Annotated in this window: 18 protein-coding genes, 1 tRNA gene and 1 pseudogene; 13 read left to right on the forward strand and 7 right to left on the reverse strand. The window is 70.8% G+C overall.

Annotated features, from left to right (window positions below; all coding sequences use genetic code 11):
* Positions 1 to 161: 161 nt before the first annotated feature.
* Together ACZ7EG_RS10810 and ACZ7EG_RS10815 are read right to left on the reverse strand one after the other, a co-directional pair.
* A complete protein-coding gene (locus ACZ7EG_RS10810) occupies positions 162 to 1490 on the reverse strand; it encodes an ice-binding family protein (protein ID WP_471075302.1) in 1329 nt (442 codons plus the stop codon).
* 923 nt (positions 1491 to 2413) lie between these two features.
* The gene (locus ACZ7EG_RS10815; protein WP_471075305.1) at positions 2414 to 3382 is read right to left on the reverse strand and encodes a LysR family transcriptional regulator; all 969 of its coding nucleotides are present in this window, start codon (positions 3380 to 3382) and stop codon (positions 2414 to 2416) included.
* Positions 3383 to 3453: 71 nt separating this feature from the next.
* Between ACZ7EG_RS10815 and ACZ7EG_RS10820 the strand changes: the two are divergent.
* Together ACZ7EG_RS10820 and ACZ7EG_RS10825 are read left to right on the forward strand one after the other, a co-directional pair.
* Positions 3454 to 3765: pseudogene (locus ACZ7EG_RS10820) on the forward strand (RidA family protein); the annotation flags it as partial.
* A 90-nt stretch (positions 3766 to 3855) separates the two neighbouring features.
* Complete coding sequence (locus ACZ7EG_RS10825; RefSeq protein WP_471077036.1) at positions 3856 to 4236, forward strand: antibiotic biosynthesis monooxygenase family protein; 381 nt, start codon at positions 3856 to 3858, stop codon at positions 4234 to 4236.
* Positions 4237 to 4885: 649 nt separating this feature from the next.
* On the opposite strand, the gene ACZ7EG_RS10830 is transcribed toward ACZ7EG_RS10825, so the two are convergent.
* A tRNA-Ser gene (locus ACZ7EG_RS10830) sits at positions 4886 to 4972 on the reverse strand.
* A gap of 63 nt (positions 4973 to 5035) precedes the next feature.
* Entirely contained in the window at positions 5036 to 6529 is a 1494-nt protein-coding gene (locus ACZ7EG_RS10835) for a S1C family serine protease (RefSeq protein ID WP_471075309.1), read from the reverse strand.
* Between the two features lie 287 nt (positions 6530 to 6816).
* Here ACZ7EG_RS10835 and ACZ7EG_RS10840 point away from each other — a divergent pair, with 287 nt between their 5' ends.
* The 3 genes from ACZ7EG_RS10840 to ACZ7EG_RS10850 all read left to right on the forward strand — a co-directional run bounded on the left by ACZ7EG_RS10840 (position 6817) and on the right by ACZ7EG_RS10850 (position 9693).
* The gene (locus tag ACZ7EG_RS10840) at positions 6817 to 7644 is read left to right on the forward strand and encodes a glycerophosphodiester phosphodiesterase (RefSeq protein ID WP_471075312.1); all 828 of its coding nucleotides are present in this window, start codon (positions 6817 to 6819) and stop codon (positions 7642 to 7644) included.
* A 169-nt stretch (positions 7645 to 7813) separates the two neighbouring features.
* Positions 7814 to 8452, forward strand: a complete 639-nt coding sequence (locus ACZ7EG_RS10845) for an ATP-binding protein (RefSeq protein WP_471075315.1) — start codon at positions 7814 to 7816, stop codon at positions 8450 to 8452.
* Between the two features lie 251 nt (positions 8453 to 8703).
* The gene (locus tag ACZ7EG_RS10850; RefSeq protein WP_471075318.1) at positions 8704 to 9693 is read left to right on the forward strand and encodes a DUF5926 family protein; all 990 of its coding nucleotides are present in this window, start codon (positions 8704 to 8706) and stop codon (positions 9691 to 9693) included.
* A gap of 252 nt (positions 9694 to 9945) precedes the next feature.
* Here ACZ7EG_RS10850 and ACZ7EG_RS10855 read toward each other — a convergent pair whose 3' ends face one another.
* Positions 9946 to 10608: a hypothetical protein gene (locus ACZ7EG_RS10855; RefSeq protein WP_471075321.1), complete on the reverse strand. Its 663-nt coding sequence runs from the start codon at positions 10606 to 10608 to the stop codon at positions 9946 to 9948.
* Positions 10609 to 10663: 55 nt separating this feature from the next.
* A complete protein-coding gene (locus ACZ7EG_RS10860; protein ID WP_471075324.1) occupies positions 10664 to 11329 on the reverse strand; it encodes a bifunctional DNA primase/polymerase in 666 nt (221 codons plus the stop codon).
* 504 nt (positions 11330 to 11833) lie between these two features.
* Between ACZ7EG_RS10860 and ACZ7EG_RS10865 the strand changes: the two genes are divergently transcribed.
* The 3 genes from ACZ7EG_RS10865 to ACZ7EG_RS10875 all read left to right on the forward strand — a co-directional run bounded on the left by ACZ7EG_RS10865 (position 11834) and on the right by ACZ7EG_RS10875 (position 18166).
* Positions 11834 to 13348: a PP2C family protein-serine/threonine phosphatase gene (locus tag ACZ7EG_RS10865; RefSeq protein WP_471075327.1), complete on the forward strand. Its 1515-nt coding sequence runs from the start codon at positions 11834 to 11836 to the stop codon at positions 13346 to 13348.
* 76 nt (positions 13349 to 13424) lie between these two features.
* Positions 13425 to 14888: an aminopeptidase P family protein gene (locus ACZ7EG_RS10870; RefSeq protein WP_471075330.1), complete on the forward strand. Its 1464-nt coding sequence runs from the start codon at positions 13425 to 13427 to the stop codon at positions 14886 to 14888.
* A 284-nt stretch (positions 14889 to 15172) separates the two neighbouring features.
* Positions 15173 to 18166 (forward strand): glycine--tRNA ligase, encoded by a 2994-nt coding sequence (locus tag ACZ7EG_RS10875; protein WP_471075333.1) that lies wholly within the window; start codon positions 15173 to 15175, stop codon positions 18164 to 18166.
* A gap of 73 nt (positions 18167 to 18239) precedes the next feature.
* Here the strand turns inward: ACZ7EG_RS10875 and ACZ7EG_RS10880 are convergent, their stop codons facing one another.
* The gene (locus ACZ7EG_RS10880; RefSeq protein ID WP_471075336.1) at positions 18240 to 18704 is read right to left on the reverse strand and encodes an ATP-binding protein; all 465 of its coding nucleotides are present in this window, start codon (positions 18702 to 18704) and stop codon (positions 18240 to 18242) included.
* A gap of 244 nt (positions 18705 to 18948) precedes the next feature.
* On the opposite strand from ACZ7EG_RS10880, the gene ACZ7EG_RS10885 reads away from it, so the two are divergent.
* The 5 genes from ACZ7EG_RS10885 (at position 18949) to ACZ7EG_RS10905 (ending at position 23951) form a co-directional block, all read left to right on the forward strand.
* Positions 18949 to 19770, forward strand: coding sequence for a hypothetical protein (locus tag ACZ7EG_RS10885; RefSeq protein WP_471075339.1), 822 nt, complete (start codon positions 18949 to 18951; stop codon positions 19768 to 19770).
* Positions 19771 to 19886: 116 nt separating this feature from the next.
* Positions 19887 to 20630, forward strand: coding sequence for a YcnI family copper-binding membrane protein (locus tag ACZ7EG_RS10890; RefSeq protein WP_471075342.1), 744 nt, complete (start codon positions 19887 to 19889; stop codon positions 20628 to 20630).
* Positions 20631 to 20725: 95 nt separating this feature from the next.
* Positions 20726 to 21379: an SCO family protein gene (locus ACZ7EG_RS10895; protein WP_471075345.1), complete on the forward strand. Its 654-nt coding sequence runs from the start codon at positions 20726 to 20728 to the stop codon at positions 21377 to 21379.
* Complete coding sequence (locus ACZ7EG_RS10900) at positions 21376 to 21855, forward strand: copper chaperone PCu(A)C (RefSeq protein WP_471075348.1); 480 nt, start codon at positions 21376 to 21378, stop codon at positions 21853 to 21855. The genes ACZ7EG_RS10895 and ACZ7EG_RS10900 overlap by 4 nt, the downstream gene beginning before the upstream one ends.
* A gap of 14 nt (positions 21856 to 21869) precedes the next feature.
* Positions 21870 to 23951, forward strand: a complete 2082-nt coding sequence (locus tag ACZ7EG_RS10905) for a copper resistance CopC/CopD family protein (RefSeq protein ID WP_471075351.1) — start codon at positions 21870 to 21872, stop codon at positions 23949 to 23951.

Here is a 23951-nt window from a genome sequence, read left to right on the forward strand (position 1 = left end):
TCGAGGATTGACGTTCTGCCCCTGTCGATGCCCACGCCCCCAGAAGTGCCTACGGCGCGCGACGGAATCGATGACGATCCGCCGCGCGCCGTTTGTTCCACTGACTGCTGCTCTCTACGCCAGAAGCCAGGCAATCACTACCAGGCACATGGCCAGGTCAGCTAATGCCCAGACCATGACGGGACGTCTGCCCAGCCATGACTGTCGTGCTCGTCGTGCTTCTTGCCCTCGTCGTGCTTCTTGCCCTCGTCGTGCTTCTTGCCTTCGTCGTGGTGACCGTGCCCATCGCCCTTCTTGCCCTCGTCGTGGTGACCGTGCTCGTCGTGCTTCTTGCCCTCGTCGTGGTGACCGTGCTCGTCGTGCTTCTTACCGTCGTCGTGCTTCTTACCGTCGTCGTGGTGACCGCCGTCGTCGTGGTGACCGCCGTCCGTGGGAGTCCCGGTGGGAGTCCCCGTCGGAACACCAGTGGGAGTCCCGGTGGGAGTCCCCGTCGGAACACCGGTAGGAGTCCCGGTGGGAGTCCCCGTCGGAACACCGGTAGGAGTCCCGGTGGGAGTCCCCGTCGGAGTACCCGTGGGAGTCCCGGTGGGAGTCCCCGTCGGAGTACCCGTCGGAGTACCCGTGGGAGTACCGGTGGGCGTCCCCGTCGGAGTGCCCGTGGGAGTCCCGGTGGGGCTGGTCCCGCACTCACCCTGGAAGATCGTGTTGGAGTCCAGCGACACGGCTCCGTTGCGGGCCAGCAGCCGGCCGTTGACAGTCGTGTTGGTGTTGGCAGTGATCGAGGTCAGGGCCAGGACGTTACCCACGAACCTGGTGCCGGTACCGAGAGTGGCCGAGCTGCCGATCTGCCAGTACACGTTGCACGGGTTGGCGCCATTGGTGAAACTCACCGCGCTTGCGGACGCCGTCGTCAGCGTCGAGCCGACCTGGAACACCCAGACGGCGTTGGGGTTGCCCTGGCCGTTCAGGGTGAGGGTGCCGGTGATCTGGGCGCTGACGGGCACCTTGTAGACGCCCGGAACCAGCGTCTGACCGCCGAGCTCAACCGGGTCTCCGGTGTACGTGACGTCCGGCGCCTGCCCGGCGGCCTGGTTGTACGCCGTGGTCAGGTCGTTCTGGGCCTGGAGAGCGACGGCGTCAGCAGCGTGGATGGTTCCGGGCGGCAGCACTGCGCCGGGCGGGAACCCCACGATCGCCGTACCCGGACTCACCCCGACGTTACGCTCGACCGTCGTCGGGCCGGTGTTGGTGACTGTCGAACCCGCCAGCACTCCGAAATTGCCTGCCGTACCCAGAGGCACGGGCGTGGCAACGGCTTCAGCGCGTGTCGGCGACATCGCGATCACAGCAGCGGCGATCACCGCGGTTACTACCGCAGTGATCCAAAGCGACATGGAGCGCCATCGTGACGCACCAAGGAGATTCAGTGTCATCGAGGGGCCAATTCCTGTGAGGGGTGATGCCTGCATCGGCGGTTCTGACGTCGGCATATTATTCGCGGAAGCGATCGATTCACCGCCGCCTCAAGGACCTTCGCTGGAATTGACCAACCAATCGCGAAATGCTCAATAATGCTTAATGGGCCGGATGGCGCTGACTGCTCTACTCCGGTCGGGGGGCGCCGGGAAACGTCACGGAGTGGCAATTTCCCGGCGTGGACTTACACGGGGGCGGATCTGCTTCACGACCTAGGACTCTGCGAAAAGGGGTTGGCAGCCGTTTTCACCTATTTGGAGGGGAGCCTCGCCAGGTGCCGCCTGCAACACCGATAGGTCACCTGAACACAGCGCACAGTGGCAGCCCGCGGCTGCCCACACTGCTCGGTGGCGGAGACAAGGAGCGGCGGCCACGGGCCACCGACGAGGTACAGCGGATGCAGCGGACCCTGTCGCTCGCCGGTGCCGAGACGCTGCATGTCGCTGCCGGGCTGTGCTCGTCGGACCAGTGATACTGGCAGGGCGTAGCGGTCCAGGGCCTGCTCCCCCCATGCAGGCCGGGCCGCGCTTCTCTCCGGTCGAGGCTGACTGGTGACCGGCGGCCTCGGGATCGCGTCATTCGGGGCCCCGAGGCCGTGGGTCAGCCGGCGTCGGCGCCTCTCGCCCGGGCCTTGGTCCGAGCCGGGCAGTGGGAGCCGGTTCTGGTGGCCAGGGATGTGCCCCACGGGCAGCCCACCCACATCGCTCGGTCTCCCTGCGTCCGGCAATCAGCTGCGCCGGTCACCTGCGAGTCACGGCCGATGCCAGGCGGCTGCACGCGCGGATTCTTGATCCACGCCCGGTCCACACGCTCTGATCAACCATGCGGCACAGCCGGATCAGGGTGAGAGAGACCCCACGTAGAAGGGGCGGGCTTGGAGGCTGACGACGGCGAACAGATCCGGCGGCGCTCCGACCACAGGCGCCAACCTCGCCCCTTACCGGGGAGAGGATGGCGCCTTCTCGGCGTCCTGGGTACGGTCCACGATTCGAAACGACCCAGGGCTGTCCGGCGGATCTTGACTGATGGTCGCCAGCAGGCTTGTGACCAGGGGATTATGGTCGTTCTCGCGCCAGGCGACGGCCACTCGTGTGCGGGCGGTGCCGGGCTCGATCCTGCGGAAGGCGACGCCTTTGAGGCGGATGCGTCGGATGCTCGCCGGGGCCAAGGAGACGCCCAGACCGGTTCCCACGAGGGCGCACACGGTTTGCCACTCCACCGCGTGCTGGACTACCTGCGGTGTGAACCCTGCTGCGGTGCACAGGCCGATGATCTGATCATGCAGTGTCGGGCCGACTGTGCGGGGCAACAGCACGAAGGGCGAGTCCGCCAACCGTCCAAGCTGGACGGTCCGTTGGGCGGCCAGAGGATGGGTGGACGGCAGCACGGCCACGAAGGGCTCGCTGAGTACCGTCCTGAAGCCGAGCTGTGTCTCGTCGGTAGGGGGCTCGCGCAGTAGACCGATGTCGATGGTCTTGTCATGCAGGGCGGCGATCTGCGGAGCGGTGGTCATCTCGTGGATGTCCAGGTGCACGCCAGGAGACTGGTGACGGAAGGTGCGCAGCAGGCCGGGCAGGATCGTCAGAGCGAGGGAGGCGGCGAAGCCGATCCGTAGGCAGCCGGCCCGGCCACTGCCGACGGCCCGGGCTGCGGCCAGACCGTCCGCGACGTCGGTGAGTACCCGCCTGGCGGCGGGCAGCAGTTCGCTGCCCGCCGGGGTCAGCGTGACACGCCCTGGGGCACGGGTGAACAGCGCGTGGCCGACCTTCTCCTCCAAGCGGCGGATCTGCTGGCTCAGCGGCGGCTGGGCGATGCCCAGTCGGGCGGCCGCGTGGCCGAAGTGGAGTTCCTCAGCGAGCACGACGAAGGCGTGAAGCTGCGGTAGGGGGAGTTCGGGGCGCTCCATACGCCCAGAGATATCAGACCACGCATGTTGCCGTATTAGACGTATTAATGCTGGTCATTTAGCGTCGGCGCATGACAGAGCGACGCGCGATCCTCAGCGGCTCGACCTTTGAGGAACAGATCGGCTATGCCCGTGCGGTGGTCGACGGCGACTGGGTGCATGTGTCCGGGACGACCGGGTTTGACTACGCCACCATGACGATCTCCGACGACGTGGTGGAGCAGGCCGAGCAGTGCCTGCGCAACATCGAGGCCGCACTGGCCGAGGCGAAGTGCACCTTCGCCGACGTGGTGCGCGTGCGCTACCTACTGCCCGACCGCGAAGACTTCGAGCCCTGCTGGCCGGTCCTGCGCCGCTACTTCGGCGAGGTTCGGCCGGCCGCCACGATGTCCATGTGCGGCCTCTCCGACCCCCGCATGAAGATCGAGATCGAGGTGGACGCGCGGCGGCGCACCCTGCCTCAGGATGGCGCCATGAGCGATCGCTCGGAAGCGCCCGTCGTGCCTGTCGGGGCCTTTGAACCCCCCTACTACGTGGCTGTCTTCACTGCGGTGCGAACCCGGGACCAGAGTGGCTACAGCGAGACCGCCGCACGCATGGAAGACCTGGTGAAGGACGTCCCCGGGTTTCTGGGGACGGACTACGCGCAGACTCCTGGTGGGCTGGCCATCACCGTCGGGTACTTCCGCGACGCCGACGCCCTCACCCAGTGGCGGTGCAACGCCGAGCACCGCGCGGCGCAAATGCGCGGGCGAGCCGAGTGGTACCAGAGCTACACGCTGCACGTGGCGAAAGTGGAACGGAGCAACGGGTTCGCGCGAGCGGAGGACCCGCAGAGCCCCAAAGCCACATGACCAACCGAAGCCACCTCAGCGACCGTCTCGCCGTCCGAGTGGCAGAACGAGTACGCGTCCGCCCGTCCGCGACTCCGGACCACGCGGTGAGCACCTGCACGCGTTCTTCGGCTGCCTGTACTACGCGGCCATGCGGCCCGGTCAGATCGTCGCCCTGAAGGCGTCGGACTGCACCTTGCCGCCGAACTCCCCAGAGTCGGTCAAGGAGTGGGGTGAGCTGCTTCTCGGGGAGAGCCGCCCGGGGGTCGGCGGTGGCTTGACCGCCAGCACACGCCGACCGTGACGGCCGTCATGCGACTCCATGCCCAGCCGAGTGTCCGCGCTGGGTGGAGGGAAGGCCATCGCCCCCGGCCACCCTGTTCCGTCTGTTCTCTCGCACCTCTACGGCGTTTTCGCTGCTCTCGGCACCTGCTCCGGGGCGGCGCCCCTGTGCGCCTGAGGTCACCGGGTACGTCAGGGTCGTATGGGCGTCGGCGGCACGGCCGCCGACCGCATGCGCGCGAACCGCTCCTCATCCTGGCCCACAGATGGCCCATACGCACTGGTCAGCGTTGGGATACGTGCGAGAAAGGATGAGACACGGTCATACAGAAGGGGTGCCGCTCCGGAGAGCTGCACCCCTTTTGACCTGCTAGGTCTCTGACCTCTGCGGAGGCGGTGGGATTTGAACCCACGGTGACATCGCTGCCACGACGGTTTTCAAGACCGTTCCCTTCGGCCGCTCGGGCACGCCTCCCCGCGCCGACCGTGATCGGCGGCGCGGGGACAAGGGTAACGGGTCGGTGCGGGCGGGTGGGGGTCAGTTGTCGCCGACGCGGGAACCGAGTGTGACGTCGACCGTGTGCTGCTTGCCGCCGCGCTCGTAGGTGATCGTGACCTTGTCGCCGGGCTGGTGGGTCCAGATCTCGCCGATCAGGGTGGGGCCGGAGTCGATCACCCGGTCGTCGAGCTTGGTGATGACGTCGCCCGGCTTGAGACCCGCCTTGGCCGCCGGGCCGCCCGGCTCGACCGGGGCCGCGCCGCCCGCGCCCTGGTCGGTGATCTGCGCGCCGTCGGAGCTGTCGTCCAGGGAGACGGACGCGCCGATCTTCGCGTACACCGGCTTGCCGTTCTTGATCAGCTCCTGGGCGACGTACTTGGCCTGGTTGATCGGGATGGCGAAGCCCAGGCCGATCGAGCCCGACTGCCCGGTGCCGAAGCCGCCGTTGCCGGTGGACTGGATCGCGGAGTTGATGCCGATGACATTGCCCTGAGCGTCCAGCAGCGGACCGCCGGAGTTGCCCGGGTTGATCGAGGCGTCGGTCTGCAGGGCGCTCATGTACGACGCCTGGCTGCCGCTGCCGTCGCTGGAGGCCACCGGGCGGTTCTTGGCGCTGATGATGCCCGTCGTCACCGTGTCGGACAGGCCGAAGGGGGCACCGATCGCGATGGTCGAGTCGCCGACGGCCACCTTGTCCGAGTCGCCGAGGGTGAGCGGCTTCAGGTCGGACGGGGCGTCCTTGAGCTTGATGACCGCCACGTCGTAGCCCTGCGCGTGACCGACCACCTCGGCGTTGTACTTCTTGCCGCTCGGGAAGGTCGCCGTGAGCTTGCCGCCGTCCACCGCGTCCGCCACCACGTGGTTGTTGGTGACGATGTGGCCCTGCTTGTCGAAGACGAAGCCCGTGCCGGTGCCGCCCTCGCCGCTGGTGCTCTCGGCCTCGATCGTGACCGTGCTCGGCAGCGCCTTTGCGGCGACTCCCGCGGTCGTGCCCGGATCGCGCTTGACGTCGCCGCCGTTCGAGGAGGCCGAGACCGTCGTCGAACCGGTGCTCTCGTCGTTGTCCTTCGCCAGTACGTACCCGAGCCCGCCGCCCACGCCGCCCGCGACCAGCGCGGCCACCAGGACCGCGGCGACCAGACCGCCGCGCCTGCGACCGGCAGCCGGCGCCGGCTGTTGGTACGTCGAACCCCAGCCGCCCGAGCCGGACCCGGAACCGCCGTCCCCGTACGGGGCGGTCGGCGGCGGGGGCGGGGGCCAGGACGGGTCGGGAGCGGAAGAGGAGACGCCGGGGTGGCCGGCGCCGCCCTGTCCCTGGGGGACCTGTCCCTGGGGGACCTGTCCCTGGGAGGCCTGCCCTTGGGGGGCCTGTCCCTGGGGGGCCTCTCCCTGGGGGACCTGTCCCTGGGCGTCCTGTCCGTACGGCCCCTGGTGGGCCTGTCCCTGGGGCGCCGGAGCAGCGGGAGCGTCCACCGGCACGGGGGGTGCGGACGGGGCGGGGGGTACCGCGGTGCCCTCGTTCTCGGTGCTCACAGCTTCTCTCCTAGATCCACGGCCGTTTCCGGGTCGCATGCGTTCACGCCTTTTCACGCCGGTCGACGGGTCCGGCGCGATACAGCTGAGCTTGTCCCTTTGTATGCCGTCAGCTTTTCCCATAGGCCGTCAGGGCACCATAAGCGGTGGCTGTGCGTCCGAGGCCATTCTTTATATAGGTCATTACCGGCGAAAAGGATGCAATCCCAATGCCTCCGTCCGGACCTGCGTCTCCGTCGAGCCCGTCCGACCGGACGCGTACCCACACTCGGTGGCACCATGACGCGGTGACCCACGCACGACAGCACGTGATTCAAGTCGTCGCCCACCGCGGAGCCTCCGAGGACGCCCCGGAGCACACCCTGGCCGCGTACACCAAGGCGATCGAGGACGGCGCGGACGCCCTCGAATGCGATGTGCGCCTGACCGCCGACGGACACCTGGTGTGCGTACACGACCGCCGGATCAACCGTACGTCCAACGGCCGCGGCGCGGTCTCCGCGCTGGAGCTGGCCGACCTCGCCGCCCTGGACTTCGGCTCCTGGAAGACGGGCGAGGCCTGGAAGGGACGCGACGAGGAACCCGACTGGGAGCACCGCCCGGAGGACCGCGAGGCGACATCCGTACTCACCCTGGAGCGGCTGCTGGAACTCGTCGCCGACGCCGGGCGCCGCGTAGAGCTGGCCATCGAGACCAAGCACCCCACACGCTGGGCCGGGCAGGTCGAGGAGCGGCTGCTGGACCTGCTGAAGCGGTTCGGCCTCGACACCCCGGCCTCCGCGGCGGAGTCACAGGTGCGTGTCATGAGCTTCTCGGCCCGCTCGCTGCACCGCGTGCGCGCCGCCTCGCCCACGCTTCCGACGGTCTACCTGACGCAGTTCCTCTCACCCCGGCTGCGTGACGGACGGCTGCCCCCGGGCGTGCGGATCGCGGGCCCCTCCCTCCGCATCGTGCGCAATCACCCCACGTACATCGAGCGACTGAAGCAGGCCGGCCACCAGGTGCACGTGTGGACCGTGAACGAGCCCGGGGACGTGGACCACTGCGTCGAGCTGGGCGTCGACGCCATCATCACCAACCGCCCACGCGCGGTGCTGGACCAGCTCGGCCGCTGACGTCCGCCCCCGGATGCGACCAACCTCTCAAGTCCCACCAGGCCCACGCACACCTCTTGACCTCGCACCATGCCGGACGGGATCCTCCCCTCTCGGCCACACCGATGATTTCCGGCCAGCAATCACAGGGAGTGCTCCGGCGCGTTCGATGCGTATTCGGTCGTGGTGAATGCGTCACCGGACGTGGATTGGCCGGTTTCCGGTACAGGCCAATGGGGCATCCACACCGTGGCGTGGGGCGAAGGAGGTCTCGGGGGTGGCGTTGGTGGTGGCACAGGAGGTGCCCACGTCGTCGAGCATGGCCGTTCCCCATGGCCCTGCGGGCGTGGGGGAAGCGAGACACCGGATGCGTACGCAGTTGCGCAGAGGTGGAGTCGCGGAATCGGTCATCGACGACGCCGTACTGATCCTTTCCGAGCTCTTGAGCAATGCGTGCAAGCACGGCAGGCCCCTGGGCGACGCGCTGTCCGGTGACGGTGACGTCCGGGCCGCGTGGCGCGTGGAGCCGGCCGGCCGGCTCGTCGTGGAGGTCACGGACGGCGGCGGCCCGACCCGCCCCGCCCCCGCGACCCCGTCGGTCACGGCGCACGGCGGCCGCGGGCTGAACATCATCACCGCCCTCGCCGACGACTGGGGCGTACGGGACGACATCCGCGGCGAGGTCACCGTGTGGGTCATCGTCCACGACGACGTGCACGATCCGGACGCCGGCCACCGCCGCGACGACTTCGCGACGCGCATCGCCGCCCCCGCGGTCTCCCAGATACCCGGGCTGGACTTCGCGGACGCCTTCGAGGACATGGACTGAGCCCACGGGGACCGAGCCCGACGGGGACAGGAACCGGCCGGGACAGAAAACCGGCCGGGACCGAGCCCGACGGGGACAGAAACCGGCCGGGGCAGAAACCGGCGGGGCAGGAACCAGCGGGGACAGAAACCGAGGGAGATCGAGCGCGTACGCCGCACGGGTCGGGTGTTGTCCACAGGACCCCGTGGCCCGGGGCACGAACGGCTAGGCTCGCGACCGTACGAGACGAGCCGTAACCGGGAGACCCATCGATGGCCAAGAAGCGACCCCAGACCAAGGCCAAGCGCCCGCAGACCACGGGCGGGGCCCGCACCGCAGGTGCTGAGGGAGACGTCCCGGTCGTCGGCGCTCGTGAGCCCTGCCCCTGCGGCAGCGGCCGCCGCTACAAGGCCTGTCACGGCCGGGCCGCCTCGCACGCCGCGACCGAGCTGGTGCACCGCCCCTTCGAGGGCCTGCCCGGCGAGTGCGACTGGGTGGCCCTGCGCGAGCTGGTCCCGGCGGCCACGGTCGAGCTGACCCTCAAGGGCGGCCTGCCCGAGGGTGTCCCGGCGGTCACCCTGGCCACGGTCCTGCCCATGGCCTGGCCGGCTCTGCGCCGCGACGACGGCTCGGTCCTGATCGGCCTGCAGAACGACACCTCGTCCGGCGACATCAGCCGCGACCTCGCCGACACCCTCCAGCGCGCCCTCGAAGCCCAGCCCGGCACGCCCGTCCAGGGCCGCCGCGCCCCGGCCGACAGCCCGCGGCTGCAGGATCTGCTCGACCCCGAGGGCGCCTTCGAGCCAGAAGTGCACAGTGGCTTCGAGTTCTGGGTGCCGGACCCGGAGAACGCCACGCCCGACGTGACCGCCTCCCTGGAGCGGGCCAACGCCGCGGCCATCCCGACCGTCAAGCTCCAGGGCGTGGACGCCGCGTACTGGTGCGAGACGCCGGAGAAGAACCATCTGCGGTGGGTCATGCCGCACGCCGAGGAGCTGCTTCTGGACGCCCTCGCCCGGCTGCACGCCGCGGGCCGTTCCAGCCTCGGCGAAGGCACCCGCCTGGTGGGCTCCTTCCGCGCTCACGGGCTCACGGTGCCGGTGTGGGACCTGCCCAGCGGGGTCACCGCCGAGGACGTGGAGAAGCCCGCTGCGGAGTTCGCCGAGCGCCTCGCCGCCGCTCTGGCGACGGACGCGCCGCTCACCGCGGACGAGCGCCGCGCCCGTGGTGGCCTCACCAACCGGCAGGTCACGCTCAGCTGAAGCCCGCCCCGGCGTCCGGCCGGCCGGTCCACCGGCCGGCCCGCTTCCGGCACCCCGCCGAGTCACAACTCCCGTCGGGGACAAGCCAGTCGGTGACTGGAAAGGCGAGTTCGAATTTGCGAACCGCCGATCTCTTGTTACCGTTCCTGTAGCCCGGTTGCTGGTGCATCCCCCGTCGCCAGCAACCGGGTCTTTGCGTCTCCGCTTCCGTTCATGGAACGCAGCAGCTCGGCAACTACCTTTTCTCGCAGACTAGTTGCTTCCCGAGCGCAGCAGCAGCGGTCCTTGCCCGCCCCGCTCGGCGAACTCCGCGACGGCCGTGTACGCCGCCGGGTTCCCGCGTGCGGGCTCCCGGGGCGTCTCGCACGTCCCCGGCTCGTCCTCCACTTCCAGGGCACACGTCATCCGCACCGTGCGGTCGCCTGGACCCATCAGGCTCAGTGCGGCGTCCAGCGCCTCGCCCGTCGTATTGCGGTAGTAGGTCCGCGCCCAGGTCTCCGCCCCCTGCGTCACCACACAGGTCTGCGCCTCGACGCCGTCGGGTGAGGAGAGTTCGGGACCGCAGCGCAGGGCGGTCGACAGCCCCTGGCCGAGCGCCGGAAGGCCGGGGGCGTCGGAGGGCGCCCCGGGTGCCTTGTCGTCGGAACGCGGGGAAGACCGTACGGCAGCGGAGCCGGACGCGCGGGAGTCGGCACCGGAGCCGGACGCACGGGAGTCGGCACCGGCACCGGCACCGGACGCGCGGGCGCCCGCGCCCACCGAAACCGCGGCCCGCTCGGCCCCTGCCGACTCCACCGGCCCCGCGGACGCCACCGCCAGCGGCAGTGCGATCGCGCACGCCGCCACGACGCCTGCGAGGGCGAGCAGTCTGGTCTTTCGAGGGTCCCGGGAGCGGCCCCGGGCGTGACGCCGCATGGTTCCGGAACTTAACGCGCCGGGGCGGGCGCCGGGCTCGGCGCGCCCGACAGCCCTAGAACTCGGGCGCGCTCACACCCGTACGAGTGAGGGCTTCGACCACGGCGTCCACCACGGCCTCGACATCGGGCACCCACGGTGAGGCCGAGCCGTGCAGCGGCGCGCGCTCCCAGCGGATCTCGCCCTGGCCCGTCTCGGACGGCGGCAGGGCCAGGTAGCCGCCCTCGCCGTGGAAGCGGAGCGAGCCGGGCACGAAGTCCTTGGCGTAGAGCAGTTCCCCGAGCTGCGCCATGGAGTACGGCTTGACGAGGATCGCCCAGCGGGTGGATGAGGCGACGACCGGGCCGAGCCGCATGCCCATCTGGTCGAGCGCCTCGAGGGCGCGGGCGGCCGGCTGGGCCGGCAGCGAGACCGCGCAGGGCGCGTGCCCGCCGGTGGCCAGCACGATCGGCGCCGTGGGCCGGTTGGCCCACCACCAGCGCACCATGCGTCCGTCGGTGGTGGCCGCGAGGAGGCCGGGGTCGAAGGGGTGCGCGCCGGGCACCGTGCAGTCGGGGTCGGGGCAGCTGCAGCGGGAGTGCCCTTGCGGGTCCGCCGCCACGCCCGGGATTACGGGCCACTGCCACTGCGTCGCGTAGGTCAGGGCCGCGTCGATCAGCTCAGGCTTCCCGTCGCTGCGCTGAGACAAGAGCCTGCGTCGCCTTCCGAGGATCTCGCGCATGAGCGCTCGTTCCTTTCCGTTGCACGCCTGGCAACACCGTGGTCCACATCACATCATGTGTCGATCACTTCACTGTGCGTACCTGTTGGCGCATCACACCCCTGCTTGAAGCAAGGGGAACCCCTATGGGTCGAGCTCTGGGCTGCCTCCGCGGCTGTCCCGCCCATACTGCGTCTGTCGAAAGCACGGGCGTGGCGTAGGGGTGGCGAAGTATGGCGTTTGCCGTCGCGCGTATTTCTCTCCGCCTCCGCCACGGGAGGATGGGGCACGGTCGTCGGTGGATAGGACGCCCGGTTCCGTCACCAGGTTCCGGGTGGTTCCCAACCACCCCTGGCCTTCACCGAGTAGGTACCCATCACGACCGTTGTGACGCTCCGTCGAGCAAGCCCAGTCGACCGCAATAAGCCGTCCCCTGAGGCAGTTTTAAGCCAACTTTGCATTTCCGCAAGAGGAAGGGGAGTTGTTCTCTCGCACCACACGGACACCAGGAATCCCGGCAGGACAATGCTGGACATCTCCTTACGAGTGCGTGTACATGTGGAGACACTGCTAGCGACGCAGAATGACATGGGGGTTTGCGATGCTTTTGAGCAGTACGTACCGGTTGGAAGGCCGGACGCCATGAACGCTCCGCACCCTCCGAAAGTGGCTGGAATCGATTCAACGGTTCCTGCACCCGCACACACTGTCGCGCCCGTGGCGGCGGGCGCGTCCCCGGCCGTACCCGCGAACCCCCCGGCCCCCGCCGGTGCCGTGCTCCAGGACCGTCTCGCCGGGTGGGTCTCCGACCTCACCACCCTGCACGAGCTCACCGAGCGCCTGACCCGCACCACCACACTCGACGAGGCGCTCCAGGAGGTACTGCGGGCCGGCGCCGCCCTGGTGGGTGCCCGGCGCGGCCTCGTCGTCATGGAACCCGGCGACGGACTCGGCCCCGACACCACCATCGGCCTGGGCCTCGCCCGTGCCGATCTCGGCCACATCGAGACCGTGCCGCGCAGCGCCCTGTCCTACGGCCGGATCCTCGACGGGTCGCCGGGCGACCAGGGCGGCATCGCCGACCCCGACCTCTTCGCCCAGGAGGGGTTCGACCCCCGCCACCGCGAGGTCGCGGCCCGCCTCGGTTACGCCGCCAGCTACGCCCTCCCCCTGACCGCCGACCCCGCCGTCCGCATCGGCGCCGCCGTCTGGCTCTACGACGAGCCCGCCGAACCGGGCGAACGGCAGCGCCATCTCGCCGGCCTCTACGTGCGGTACGCCGCCGAGCACTTGGCCCGCCTCCTCGAACTGGAACGCACCCGCACGTCCATGGCCACCATGTCGGACGAACTGCTGCCCACGCGGCTGCCCCGTGTCGGCGGCGTCCAGCTCGCAGCCCGGCACCGCACAGGACCGCGCGGCGGCGGCGACTGGTACGACGCGCTGCCGCTGCCCGACGCAGCCCTCGGTCTGGCCGTCGGATCCGTCACCGGCTCGGGGGCCAGTGCCGTCGCCGCGATGGGGCGGCTGCGGGCGTCGCTGCGCGCATACGCCGTGATGGAGGGGGAGGACCCGGTCGCCGTCCTGTCCGACCTGGAGCTGCTGCTGCGGCTGACCGAACCGGCCCGCTCGGCCACCGCGCTGTTCGGCTACTGCGAACCGGCCGCCCGCAAGATCACGCTGGCCGGAGCCGGGCACAGCCCACCGCTGCTGATCGGACAGCGCCGCACCGAGTTCGTCGAGACCTCCGTCTCCGCCCCGCTGGGCATGCTCGCCTGCTGGGAGGCACCCAGCGTGGAGATCCTCGCCGAGCCCGGAGAGACGGTTCTGCTCTACACCGACGGGTTGCTGCACCGCACCGGCGAGGCCACCGACCGCGCCTTCGCCCGGCTGCACGCGGCGGCGGCCTCAGTGCCGCGGGCCCTGCGCGGCGACCCCGGCGCCATCGGCGACCACGTTCTGCGGAGCGTGCTGCCGGACGGGCTGGACGCGGCCGACGGTGCCGAGGACGTCGTCCTGCTGGCGGTCCGGTTCGAGTAACGCCCCTCGTCATCGCCCTGGGCCCCCTTCCCCGCCGCCGTACAGTGGACGGTGGTCCAGTGGCGTATCGAGGAGGATGACCGTGGCCGAGGAGCTCACACCGGCGACCCCGGACGAGAGCGAAGAGCCGATCAAGCAGCGGAAGAACGGACTGTACCCGGGCGTGTCCGACGAGCTGGCCGAGAACATGAAGAGCGGCTGGGCCGACACCGAGCTGCGCGACCTCGAGCCCATCCCCCAGGCCGCCGAGACCGCCGCCCGCCGGGCCGCTCTCTCCGCGCGCTTCCCGGGTGAGCGTCTGGTGATCCCCGCGGGCAACCTGAAGACCCGCTCGAACGACACCGAGTACGCCTTCCGCGCCTCCGTCGAGTACACCTACCTCACCGGTAACCAGACCGAGGACGGCGTCCTGGTCCTGGAGCCCACCGCCGAGGGCCACGAGGCGACGATCTACCTCCTGCCGCGCTCCGACCGCGAGAACGGCGAGTTCTGGCTGGACGGCCAGGGCGAGCTGTGGGTCGGCCGTCGGCACTCCCTCACCGAGGCCGGGACGCTGTACGGCATCCCCGCCTCCGACGTCCGCGAGCTGGCCGGCGCCCTGCGGGAGGCCACCGGCCCGGTGCGGGTCGTGCGCGGGTACGACGCCGGCATCGAGGCGGCCCTCACCGACAAGGTCACCGCCGAGCACGACGAGGAGCTGCGGGTCTTCCTCTCCGAGGCGCGCCTGCTCAAGGACGAGTTCGAGATCGGCGAGCTGCAGAAGGCGGTCGACTCGACCGTGCGCGGCTTCGAGGACGTGGTGAAGGTCCTCGACAAGGCCGAGGCGACCTCCGAGCGGTACATCGAGGGCACGTTCTTCCTCCGCGCCCGAGTCGAAGGCAACGACGTCGGCTACGGCACGATCGCCGCGGCCGGGCCGCACGCCTGCACACTGCACTGGGTGCGCAACGACGGAGCCGTGCGCTCGGGCGAGCTGCTGCTGCTCGACGCGGGTGTGGAGACGCACACGTACTACACGGCCGATGTCACGCGCACGCTGCCGGTCAACGGCCGCTTCAGCGACATCCAGCGCAAGATCTACGACGCCGTGTACGAGGCCCAGGAAGCCGGGATCGCGGCGGTGAAGCCGGGCGCGAAGTACCGCGACTTCCACGACGCCGCCCAGCGGGTGCTGGCCGAGCGGCTCGTCGAGTGGGGGCTCGTCGAAGGGCCCGTGGAGCGGGTGCTGGAGCTGGGGCTGCAGCGGCGGTGGACGCTGCACGGCACCGGGCACATGCTCGGCATGGACGTGCACGACTGCGCCGCCGCGCGGGTCGAGACCTACGTCGACGGCACGCTGGAGCCGGGGATGTGCCTCACCGTCGAACCCGGTCTGTATTTCCAGGCCGACGACCTGACCGTGCCGGAGGAGTACCGGGGCATCGGGGTGCGGATCGAGGACGACATCCTGGTGACGGAGGACGGGAACCGGAATTTGAGTGCGGCGCTGCCTCGGCGTTCGGATGAAGTCGAGGCGTGGATGGCGTCGCTCAAGGGCTGAGGTTCGGGTGCGGGTGACCTGTGGCTCGTCGCGCGTGCCACCCATCAGACGGATGGGTCCCGGCTGTGGGCCCCCTTTGCATCGCCCCCTGGGGGCCCGCGGGAAACTGCGCGACCAGCCATAGAGGACCCGCTCCCGCCCACGGCGATCCAGTGGCACCCACCCCCGCGCCCGTCCCCCCACGCGTCCGACCGGTCGGTCAAGAAACAGCAGGTCAGCGATAGTTGACGTATGAGATCATGGCCGACCTTGCCGGTCCGACTCGGGGAACAGGCGCGATCATCATGAAGAACGTATCGACGGCGCTGACCATGCAGGACGCCATCCTCACCCTGCAGAAGTACTGGAGCGACAACGGCTGCATGATCACGCAGCCGCTGAACACCGAGGTCGGAGCCGGTACGGCCAACCCGGCCACGGCACTGCGGGTGCTCGGTCCCGAGCCGTGGAGCGTCGCCTACGTGGAGCCGAGCGTGCGGCCGGACGACTCGCGTTACGGCGAGAACCCCAACCGGCTCCAGACCCACACCCAGTTCCAGGTGATCCTCAAGCCCGACCCGGGCAACCCGCAGGAGCTCTACCTGGGCAGCCTCCGCGCTCTGGGCGTCGACCTGAACGCGCACGACGTGCGGTTCGTCGAGGACAACTGGGCCTCACCCGCCCTCGGTGCCTGGGGGCTGGGCTGGGAGGTCTGGCTGGACGGCATGGAAATCACCCAGTTCACCTACTTCCAGCAGGTCGGCGGCGTCGCCCTGGACCCGGTGTCGGTGGAGATCACTTACGGCCTCGAACGCATCCTGATGAACCTTCAGGGCGTGTCCCACTTCAAGGACATCGCGTACGCGCCGGGCATCACCTACGGCGAGGTGTTCGGGCAGAACGAGTACGAGATGAGCCGCTACTACCTCGACGACGCCGACATCGACACCAACCACCGGCTGTTCGAGTCCTACGCGGCCGAGGCCCGGCGCCTGCTGGACCTGGAGCTTCCGGTCCCGGCGTACACGTACGTGCTGAAGTGCAGCCACACCTTCAACGTGCTCGACGCGCGTGGGGCGATCAGCACCACCGAGCGGGCCAAGGCGTTCTCGCTGATGCGCGGGCTGACGCACGAGACGGCGAAGCTGTGGGAGCGGCGGCGCGCCGCGCTGGAGCATCCGCTCGGGCTGGCGCCCGCGCCGGTTCCGGCCGAGCGGGGCCCGTTGCCCAAGGTGCCCGGGGCCGAGACGCTGCTGTTCGAGATCGGCGTGGAGGAGCTGCCGTACGCCGATGTCCCCGCCACCACCGAAGCGGTGCGCGAGTCGGTCACCGCCAAGCTCGCCGGGACCCGGCTGGGGCACGGCGCGATCAACGTGCTGGCCACACCGCGCCGGATCGTGATCACGGTCGACGGTGTGCAGCCGCGCGAGCGCGACACCATGCGGACCGTGCGCGGGCCCAAGGTCGCCGCCGCCTACAAGGACGGTGCCCCCACACCCGCGCTGCTGGGCTTCGCCCGCAGCCAGGGCGCCGAACCGGCCGATGTGCGGGTCGTCGAGGCCAACGGGGTCGAGTACGTGGCGGTCACCCGTCACGAAGAGGGGCGTCCGGCCGTCGAGGTGCTCAGCGAGCTGCTGGCCGAGGTCGTCTCCGGGCTGCGGGCCGGGCGCAACATGCGCTGGAGCGACCCGGGGCTGTCGTTCTCGCGTCCCGTGCGCTGGCTGCTCGCGCTGCTGGGGCGCACTCCGCTGCCCGTCGTGGTCTCCTCCCTGTCGTCCGGCGACACGACACGGGTGCAGCGGCAGGCCCCCTACCCGGAGGTCCGGGTGACCTCCGCCGAGGGCTATCCGCACTTCCTGCACATGCACGGCATCCTGCTCGACCGCGATGCCCGGCGCGGCGCGGTCGTGCGTGGCGCCCTGGAGGCGGCGGCCGAGGTGGGCGGACGCATCGACGTGGAGGACCAGGCCGGACTGATCGACGAGATCACCGACATCCTGGAGTTCCCGTACGCCGTGCGGGGCTCGTTCGACGAGCGCTACCTCGAACTGCCCGCGAGTGTCCTGACCACCGTGATGCGCAAGCACCAGCGCTATCTGCCGGTGCTGGACGGCGACCGGCTCATGCCGCACTTCGTGACGTTCGCCAACGCCCTGTGCGACGACGACGTGGTGCGGGCGGGCAACGAGGCGGTGCTGCGGGCCCGTTACGAGGACGCCGCGTTCTTCTGGCGGGCGGACCTGAAGGTGGCGCCGGAGGAGTTCCGCCGCCGGCTGGACAAGCTGACCTTCGAGGACCGGCTGGGGACGGTCGCCGACCGCGCCGTCCGGCTCGCCTCCCTCGCCCAGGACCTGGCCGGACGGGCGGGGCTCCCGGAGGAGTCGGTGGAGGTCGTGCGGAGGGCCGGCGCGCTGGCCAAGTTCGACCTGGCCTCGCAGATGGTGATCGAGTTCTCCGGTCTGGCCGGGGTCATGGCCGAGGAATACGCCCGCCGGGCCGGGGAGACCGCCGAGGTCGCCCGCGCGCTGGCCGAGATGGAACTGCCGCGCTCCGCCGGTGGCGCCCTGCCGACCGGGGACGCGGGGGCCGTGCTGTCCCTCGCCGACCGGTTCGACCTGGTGACGGGCATGTTCCTGATCGGCGCCGCTCCGACCGGTAGCTCCGACCCCTATGGGGTGCGCCGGGCCGCGATCGGGCTGCTCAACGTGTTGCGGAGCGTGCCCGCCGTGGCCGGAGTGCGGGTGAGCGAGGGCCTGCGCGCGGCGGCCGTCCGGTATGCCGCGCAGGGCGTCGAGGTGCCCGCCGAGCGGGTCGCCGAAGCCGCCGAGCTCATCACCCGGCGCTACGAGCAGCAGCTCACGGACGCCGGGCACGAGCACCGGCTCGTCCAGGCCGTACTGGTGTGGGCCGACCGGCCCGCCCATGGCGATCGCACGCTCGCCACGCTGGAACGGCATATCGGCAGCGAGGCCTTCGAGGCTCTCGCCGCCGCTTTCCAGCGGGTGGTGCGCATCCTGCCCGAGGGCGGCGTCGCGGCGGCCGACGGATCCCTGCTGACCGCGCCCGCCGAACTGGCTCTCGCCGAGAAGGCGCAGGCCGTGCGTCAGGCGCTGCAGGGGCACGAGGACGATCTGGGCGCGCTGATCGAGGCTTCCGCCCCGCTGGTCGAGGCGATCGGCACCTTCTTCGACGAGGTCTTGGTCATGGACCCCGACCCGGCGCTCCGGGCGGCGCGGCTGGCGCTGCTGACGGATGTGGCGGGGCTGGCGCGTACGACGCTGGACTGGGGAGCGCTGTAGGGCTGCCGGTCACGAGCGCTGTTTCACGTGAATCACGGCTGTTTCACGTGAAACGCCGCTCCGCCGCGGGAGGTCAGACCGCCATCAGCGGGGCGTCGGAACGCCACTTCAGGACCTTGTCGAAGCTCACCACGGCTCCGCCCCGGCCCGACTTGTTGCCGATGTGGACGTGGTCGGCGAGCTCCTCGATGAGACACAGTCCCCTGCCGTTCTCCGCGTCGCAGTGCGCGGGACGGATCGGCGGGCGGGACAGGCCGGTGGAGGCCGCGGGGAAGCCCGGGCCCGCGTCGGCGACCTCGATCCGGCACTTCTCGCCGTCGAGGTATGCGGTGACCCGGTACGCCTCCGAGCCGGGGCCGCGCCCTGTGTCCCCGCCGTGCTCCACGGCGTTCGCGCACGCCTCGCTGAGGGCGACGGAGAGGTCGTAGGAGATGTCCGGGTCGACGCCCGCGGTCTCCATCGTGCCGAGCAGCAGGCGGCGGGCGAGCGGCACGCTGGCAGCTTCGCGCCGCAGATGGAGTGACCACCAGATGCTCATGCTCCAGCCTCCTGGCTGCGGCTCGACATACCGTTACGTATTGCCCTGAGTCCCCCTGTGTAAGCGTGAAGCTGACGTGAGGCCGCCCATACGGCGGATGCGCGCTGGTCCTGACCGGTGTATGTGGGGGAAGGTATCGGCGCATCCGGGGGCGCGCGGGGCCAGAGCGTGAGGTTCCGGTCGTACGGCATCTTGTGGACCTGCCGCACGAGGCCTGCGGGGCCAGTGCGATGATGAGCCCGCCATGACTGCCCCCCACGCGCGCGCGACGCGCTCCGGACACACGCTCCGGATCCTGCGGGCCGCGGTGTTCGCCGCGGTCTGCGTCGTGCTGGCCGGGGCAGGTCACGCGCTCGCCTCCTGCGACGGCATCCCGCTGTGGACGCTGAGCGCCGGATTCCTCGGAGTGGCCGCGGTGGCGGCTCCGCTCGCCGGGCGGGTGCGCTCGCTGGCGGCGATCACGGCGTTGCTCGCGATCGGCCAGACGGTGCTGCACACACTGTTCGGTCTCGGCCAGCACGGTACGGCCGCCGTCACGTCCTCGGCGCCGACGGGTGGGAGTGACGCCGCGCTGGTCCAGCAGGCCGCGCGGTTCGTGTGCGGCACGACGGCGGCGGCGATCAGCCCGGCGCAGGCCCACAGGATCCTCACCGACGCCCGGATCCAGCCGCCCACGGGTGCGCACCCGCACCTGGCCGCGGACACCGTGTCCGGGTCGTCGGCGTCGCTGTGGCCGTCCCTGCCGATGCTGCTCGGCCACCTCCTCGCGGCACTGGCCGCCGGCTGGCTGCTGCGTCACGGCGACCTGGCTCTGCTGCGACTCACCGAGTTGTCGGCACAGGGAGTCGCCGAGGGGGCGCTCATGCGCTCCCTGCGGGCTGCTCTCGCTCTGGTTCGCGCCCTGCGCGCCGGGCTTCCGGGAGCCCCGGACATTGGCCCGCGCCCGGCGCACACCACTCGGTCCGCGCCCCCGATGCCTCGCACGGCGGCGCTCCAGCACACGGTGATCCGGCGCGGCCCGCCGACCGCCGCGGCTTCCGCAGCCGCACTCGCCCTCGCCGCCTGACGCGACGCGACCACCACCACTCCGCTCCCGCGGAGGAGGGGCCGCCGTCGTGCGGCACGCGCGTGTGCGATCCCTCCTTCCACACCCAGACCGACTCACAGCGGAGTGCCCCTTCCATGAAGGCTTCCCGTATCGTCGCGGCCGGTGCCGCCGCCGGTATCACCGTTCTCGCTCTGTCCGCCCCCGCCTTCGCGCACGTCACCGTGCAGCCCGAGGGCACGGCCGCCAAGGGCGGCTACGCGGTCATCGACTTCAAGGTCCCCAACGAGCGCGACGATGCCTCGACCACCAAGCTCGAGGTCAACTTCCCGACCGATCACCCGCTGGCCTCCGTCATGCCGGAGCCCATGCCGGGCTGGAAGATCGACGTCACCAAGTCCAAGCTGGACAAGCCGCTGGAGAGGCACGGCGAGAAGATCACCGAGGCCGTCACCAAGGTCACCTGGACCGCCGAGGGCAAGGGGATCGAGGCCGGCTACTTCGAGAAGTTCCCGCTCTCCGTCGGCCAACTGCCCGAGGACACCGACCAGCTGGCCTTCAAGGCCCTCCAGACGTACTCCAACAAGGAGGTCGTCCGCTGGATCGAGGTGCCCCAGAAGGGCCAGGAGGAGCCCGACAACCCGGCCCCGGTGCTGGAGCTGTCCGCGGCCTCCGAGGACGGGCACCACGGCGCGTCGGCCGACGAGGACTCCGACGCCGAGTCGGCCGAGAAGGCCTCCGCCCACACCGCCGCCTCCGACTCCGCCTCCTCCGACGGCACCGACACCACCGCTCGCGTCCTGGGCATCGTCGGCATCGTGGTCGGCGCGGCGGGCGTCGCCTACGGCGTGCTCGCCGGGCGCCGGCGGTCCGACGCCTGAGGCTTGCTTCCGTTGACGGCGCGCGCCGGACCCCCGCCCCCCGGGCGGGGACACCCCGGGGCGCGCCGGGTCACCGACATCTGGGACATTTTTCTATGCGCACCAAAACCTTCGCCGCGGCCGCGCTGCTCGCCGCCGCCTCCCTGACCCTGACCGCCTGCGGCAGCGGCGACGACAGCGGCAAGCCCGTCTCCGTCGTGTCCGAGGAGGCCGGATCCGACAAGGCCGCCACCGTCCTCGACAAGCCGTTCGAGAAGCCCGACCTGGTCCTCACCGACACGCACGGCAAGAAGTACGACCTCCGCAAGGAGACCGCGGGCAAGCCCACGCTGATCTACTTCGGCTACACCCACTGCCCCGACGTCTGCCCGCTGACGATGAACAACATCGCCGTCGCCAAGAAGCAGCTGCCCAAGGCCGAGCAGGACGAGCTGCGCGTGGTGTTCGTCACCACCGACCCCAAGCGCGACACCTCGGCCGAGCTCGGCAAGTGGCTCAAGGGCATCGACAGCCAGTTCGTCGGTCTGACCGGCGACTTCGCGACCATCCAGGCCGGTGCCCGCACCCTCGGCATCTCGATCGAACCGACGCACAAGGACAAGAACGGCAAGCTCGTCTCCGAGCACGGCACCCAGGTCATCGCGTTCTCCCCGAAGACCGACGGCGGCTACGTGCTCTACGGCGAGGACGCCGACGTCGACGACTACACCAAGGACCTTCCCAAGATCGTCAAGGGGGAGAACCCGTGAGGCGGCGGCTCGGCCCGGCGGCCCTGGTCATAGCCGGAGCGCTGGCCCTGGCGGGCTGCGGCGGCCCGGACTCGGGCGACTCCGGCGACAGCGGCTCCGGGAAGGCGGAACTCTCCGCCGGCTCCGCGTACATGCCGCAGCCGGTGTCCGACGAGATGGCGGCCGGCTTCCTCACCGTCACCAACAAGGGCGGTGCCGCCGACGAGCTCACCTCGGTCACCAGTGACATCGCCGGGCAGGTCACCGTGCACGAGACCATCGACGGGGCGATGCAGGAGGTCAAGAGCCTCAAGGTCCCCGCAGGCGGCCGGCTGGAGCTGAAGAGCGGCGGCGACCACCTGATGTTCGAGCAGCTGAAGAGCAAGCCGAAGGAAGGCCAGACGGTCTCCGTCGAACTGCACTTCGCGCACTCCGGCCCCGTGAAGGTCGAGATGCCGGTGAAGCCCGCGACCTACACGCCGAAGACCGGACACTAAAGGGAGGGACCCCTGTGACGCAGACCATCGCCCCCCGCGTCCGGACACTGGTGCTGCTGCTCCTGGCCGCGGCCTGCGCACTCCTCGCCGGAGCCGGCCCGGCCTCCGCGCACGCCGCGGTGACCGGCAGCGACCCCCGGCAGGGGGCGGTGGTCGACAAGGCCCCGGCCCGGATCTCGCTCACCTTCTCCGAGCAGGTCGCGCTGTCCGACGACTCGCTGCGCGTGCTCGACCCCGAGGGCAAGCGCGTCGACACGGCCAAGCCGGCCAACGTCAGCGGCACGACGTACGCCGTGCCGCTCCACTCGGGGCTGCCCGACGGCACGTACACGGTGGCCTACCAGGTCGTCTCGGCGGACAGCCATCCCGTCGCCGGCGCCTACACCTTCTCCATCGGCGCCCCCTCCAAGACCTCGGTCTCGGTCTCCGGGCAGTCGACGGACGACGGGGTCGTGGGCTGGCTGTACGGCTTCGGGCGGTACGTGTCCTACGCCGGGTTCATCGTGATGGCCGGCGGCGCCGCCTTCGTGCTCGCCTGCTGGCGGCGCGGTTCCGGGGTGCGGCCGGTCCAGCGGTACGTCGTCTCCGGATGGGTCGTGCTCACCGCGGCGACCCTCGCGCTGCTGCTCCTGCGCGGCTCCTTCACGGGCTCCGGGAAGGTCGCCGACGTCTTCGACCTGTCCCTGCTCGGGCAGGTGCTGCAGACCAAGACCGGCGCGGCCCTGGTGTCCCGGCTGCTGCTGCTCGCCGCGGCGGCCCTGTTCATCGCGGTGCTGTTCGGCGCGTACGACAAGCGGGAAGACGCCCAGGAGAAGCGGGACCTGACCTTCGGGCTCGCGATCGGCGGCGTCGTCGTGGCGGCCGGGCTCGCGGCGAGCTGGGCGATGTCCGAGCACGCCTCCGTCGGTCTCCAGGCCGGCATCGCCATGCCGGTCGACGTGCTCCATCTGCTGGCCGTCGCCGCCTGGCTCGGCGGACTCGGCGCGCTGCTGGTCGCCCTGTACCGCGCGCCCGCCGAGACGCCCGTCGACGCAGCGGCCGTACGCCGCTTCTCCCAGGTCGCCTTCGGCAGCGTCCTCGCCCTGATCGCGACCGGGACGTACCAGTCCTGGCGCCAGCTCGGCTCGTGGTCGGCCTTCACCGACACCCGCTACGGCCGGCTCCTCCTCGCCAAGATCGCCCTCGTGGTCGTCCTGGTCGGCGTCGCGTGGATCTCGCGCCGGTGGACGGGGCGGCTGGCGGAGCCGGCATCGGTGGAGGTGCCGGAGGTACGGGAGAAGGAACGGGTCGGCGCGCGGGCGGACGGCGCGGACGGTACCGGGAGCGTGGAGGCCGCAGCCGCCGGCAACGGGGACGCCTCCGGCAAGGGCAGCGGGGACGCCCCCGGCGAGGGGGACGACGAGGCCGCCCCCGGCCTCGACACCGACGAGCAGCCCGGCACCGAGCCCGCCGGCCCCAAGTCCCCCGGCACCGAGCCCGCCGGCCTCAAGCCCGCCGGCCCCAAGCCCCCCGGCACCGAACGTGCCGCGCAGCTCGCCCGGCAGCAGGCCGCCCGGGACGCCGCACGGCGGAAGCGGATGCGGGACGCGGATCCGAACCGCTTCGGGCTGCGCCGCTCCGTGCTGACCGAGGCGGGCATCGCGGTCGTGCTGCTCGCCGTCACCACCGTGCTGACGCAGACCGAGCCGGGACGCACCGAGCAGGAGGCCAAGGCGGCCACCTCGTCCTCCGCCTCCGCCGACGCGGGCGCCTCCGGGGCGCTGACCCTGAACATGCCGTTCGACACCGGCGGCGAGGACGGCAAGGGCATCGTCACGATCGACCTCGACCCCGCCCGGGTGGGCGACAACGAGATGCACGTCTACGTGGAGCGTCCCAACGGCCGGGCCTTCGACATCCCCGAGGTCAAGGTCGAGTTCACCCTGAAAGCCAAGGACATCGGGCCCCTGCCCGTCGTCCCCGACCACCTCGCGACCGGACACTGGTCAGCGAACGGAGTGCAGATCCCCATGGCCGGCGACTGGCAGGTCGACGTGACCGTGCGGACCTCCGACATCGACGAGGTGACCGTCTCCAAGAACGCGCAGATCGGCTGA

The sequence above is a fragment of the Streptomyces sp. NPDC037100 genome (assembly GCF_055606225.1).

Bases quoted from the DNA above. Each gene is read 5' to 3' on its own strand.
- ACZ7EG_RS10810 (WP_471075302.1), bottom strand. From the start codon at position 1,490: ATGCCGACGTCAGAACCGCCGATGCAGGCATCACCCCTCACAGGAATT.
- ACZ7EG_RS10815 (WP_471075305.1), bottom strand. From the start codon at position 3,382: ATGGAGCGCCCCGAACTCCCCCTACCGCAGCTTCACGCCTTCGTCGTG.
- ACZ7EG_RS10895 (WP_471075345.1), top strand. From the start codon at position 20,726: ATGCGCACCAAAACCTTCGCCGCGGCCGCGCTGCTCGCCGCCGCCTCC.
- ACZ7EG_RS10890 (WP_471075342.1), top strand. From the start codon at position 19,887: ATGAAGGCTTCCCGTATCGTCGCGGCCGGTGCCGCCGCCGGTATCACC.
- ACZ7EG_RS10860 (WP_471075324.1), bottom strand. From the start codon at position 11,329: ATGCGCGAGATCCTCGGAAGGCGACGCAGGCTCTTGTCTCAGCGCAGC.
- ACZ7EG_RS10845 (WP_471075315.1), top strand. From the start codon at position 7,814: ATGCGTCACCGGACGTGGATTGGCCGGTTTCCGGTACAGGCCAATGGG.
- ACZ7EG_RS10855 (WP_471075321.1), bottom strand. From the start codon at position 10,608: ATGCGGCGTCACGCCCGGGGCCGCTCCCGGGACCCTCGAAAGACCAGA.
- ACZ7EG_RS10850 (WP_471075318.1), top strand. From the start codon at position 8,704: ATGGCCAAGAAGCGACCCCAGACCAAGGCCAAGCGCCCGCAGACCACG.
- ACZ7EG_RS10865 (WP_471075327.1), top strand. From the start codon at position 11,834: ATGCTGGACATCTCCTTACGAGTGCGTGTACATGTGGAGACACTGCTA.
- ACZ7EG_RS10825 (WP_471077036.1), top strand. From the start codon at position 3,856: ATGAGCGATCGCTCGGAAGCGCCCGTCGTGCCTGTCGGGGCCTTTGAA.
- ACZ7EG_RS10885 (WP_471075339.1), top strand. From the start codon at position 18,949: ATGACTGCCCCCCACGCGCGCGCGACGCGCTCCGGACACACGCTCCGG.
- ACZ7EG_RS10880 (WP_471075336.1), bottom strand. From the start codon at position 18,704: ATGAGCATCTGGTGGTCACTCCATCTGCGGCGCGAAGCTGCCAGCGTG.
- ACZ7EG_RS10870 (WP_471075330.1), top strand. From the start codon at position 13,425: ATGACCGTGGCCGAGGAGCTCACACCGGCGACCCCGGACGAGAGCGAA.
- ACZ7EG_RS10875 (WP_471075333.1), top strand. From the start codon at position 15,173: ATGAAGAACGTATCGACGGCGCTGACCATGCAGGACGCCATCCTCACC.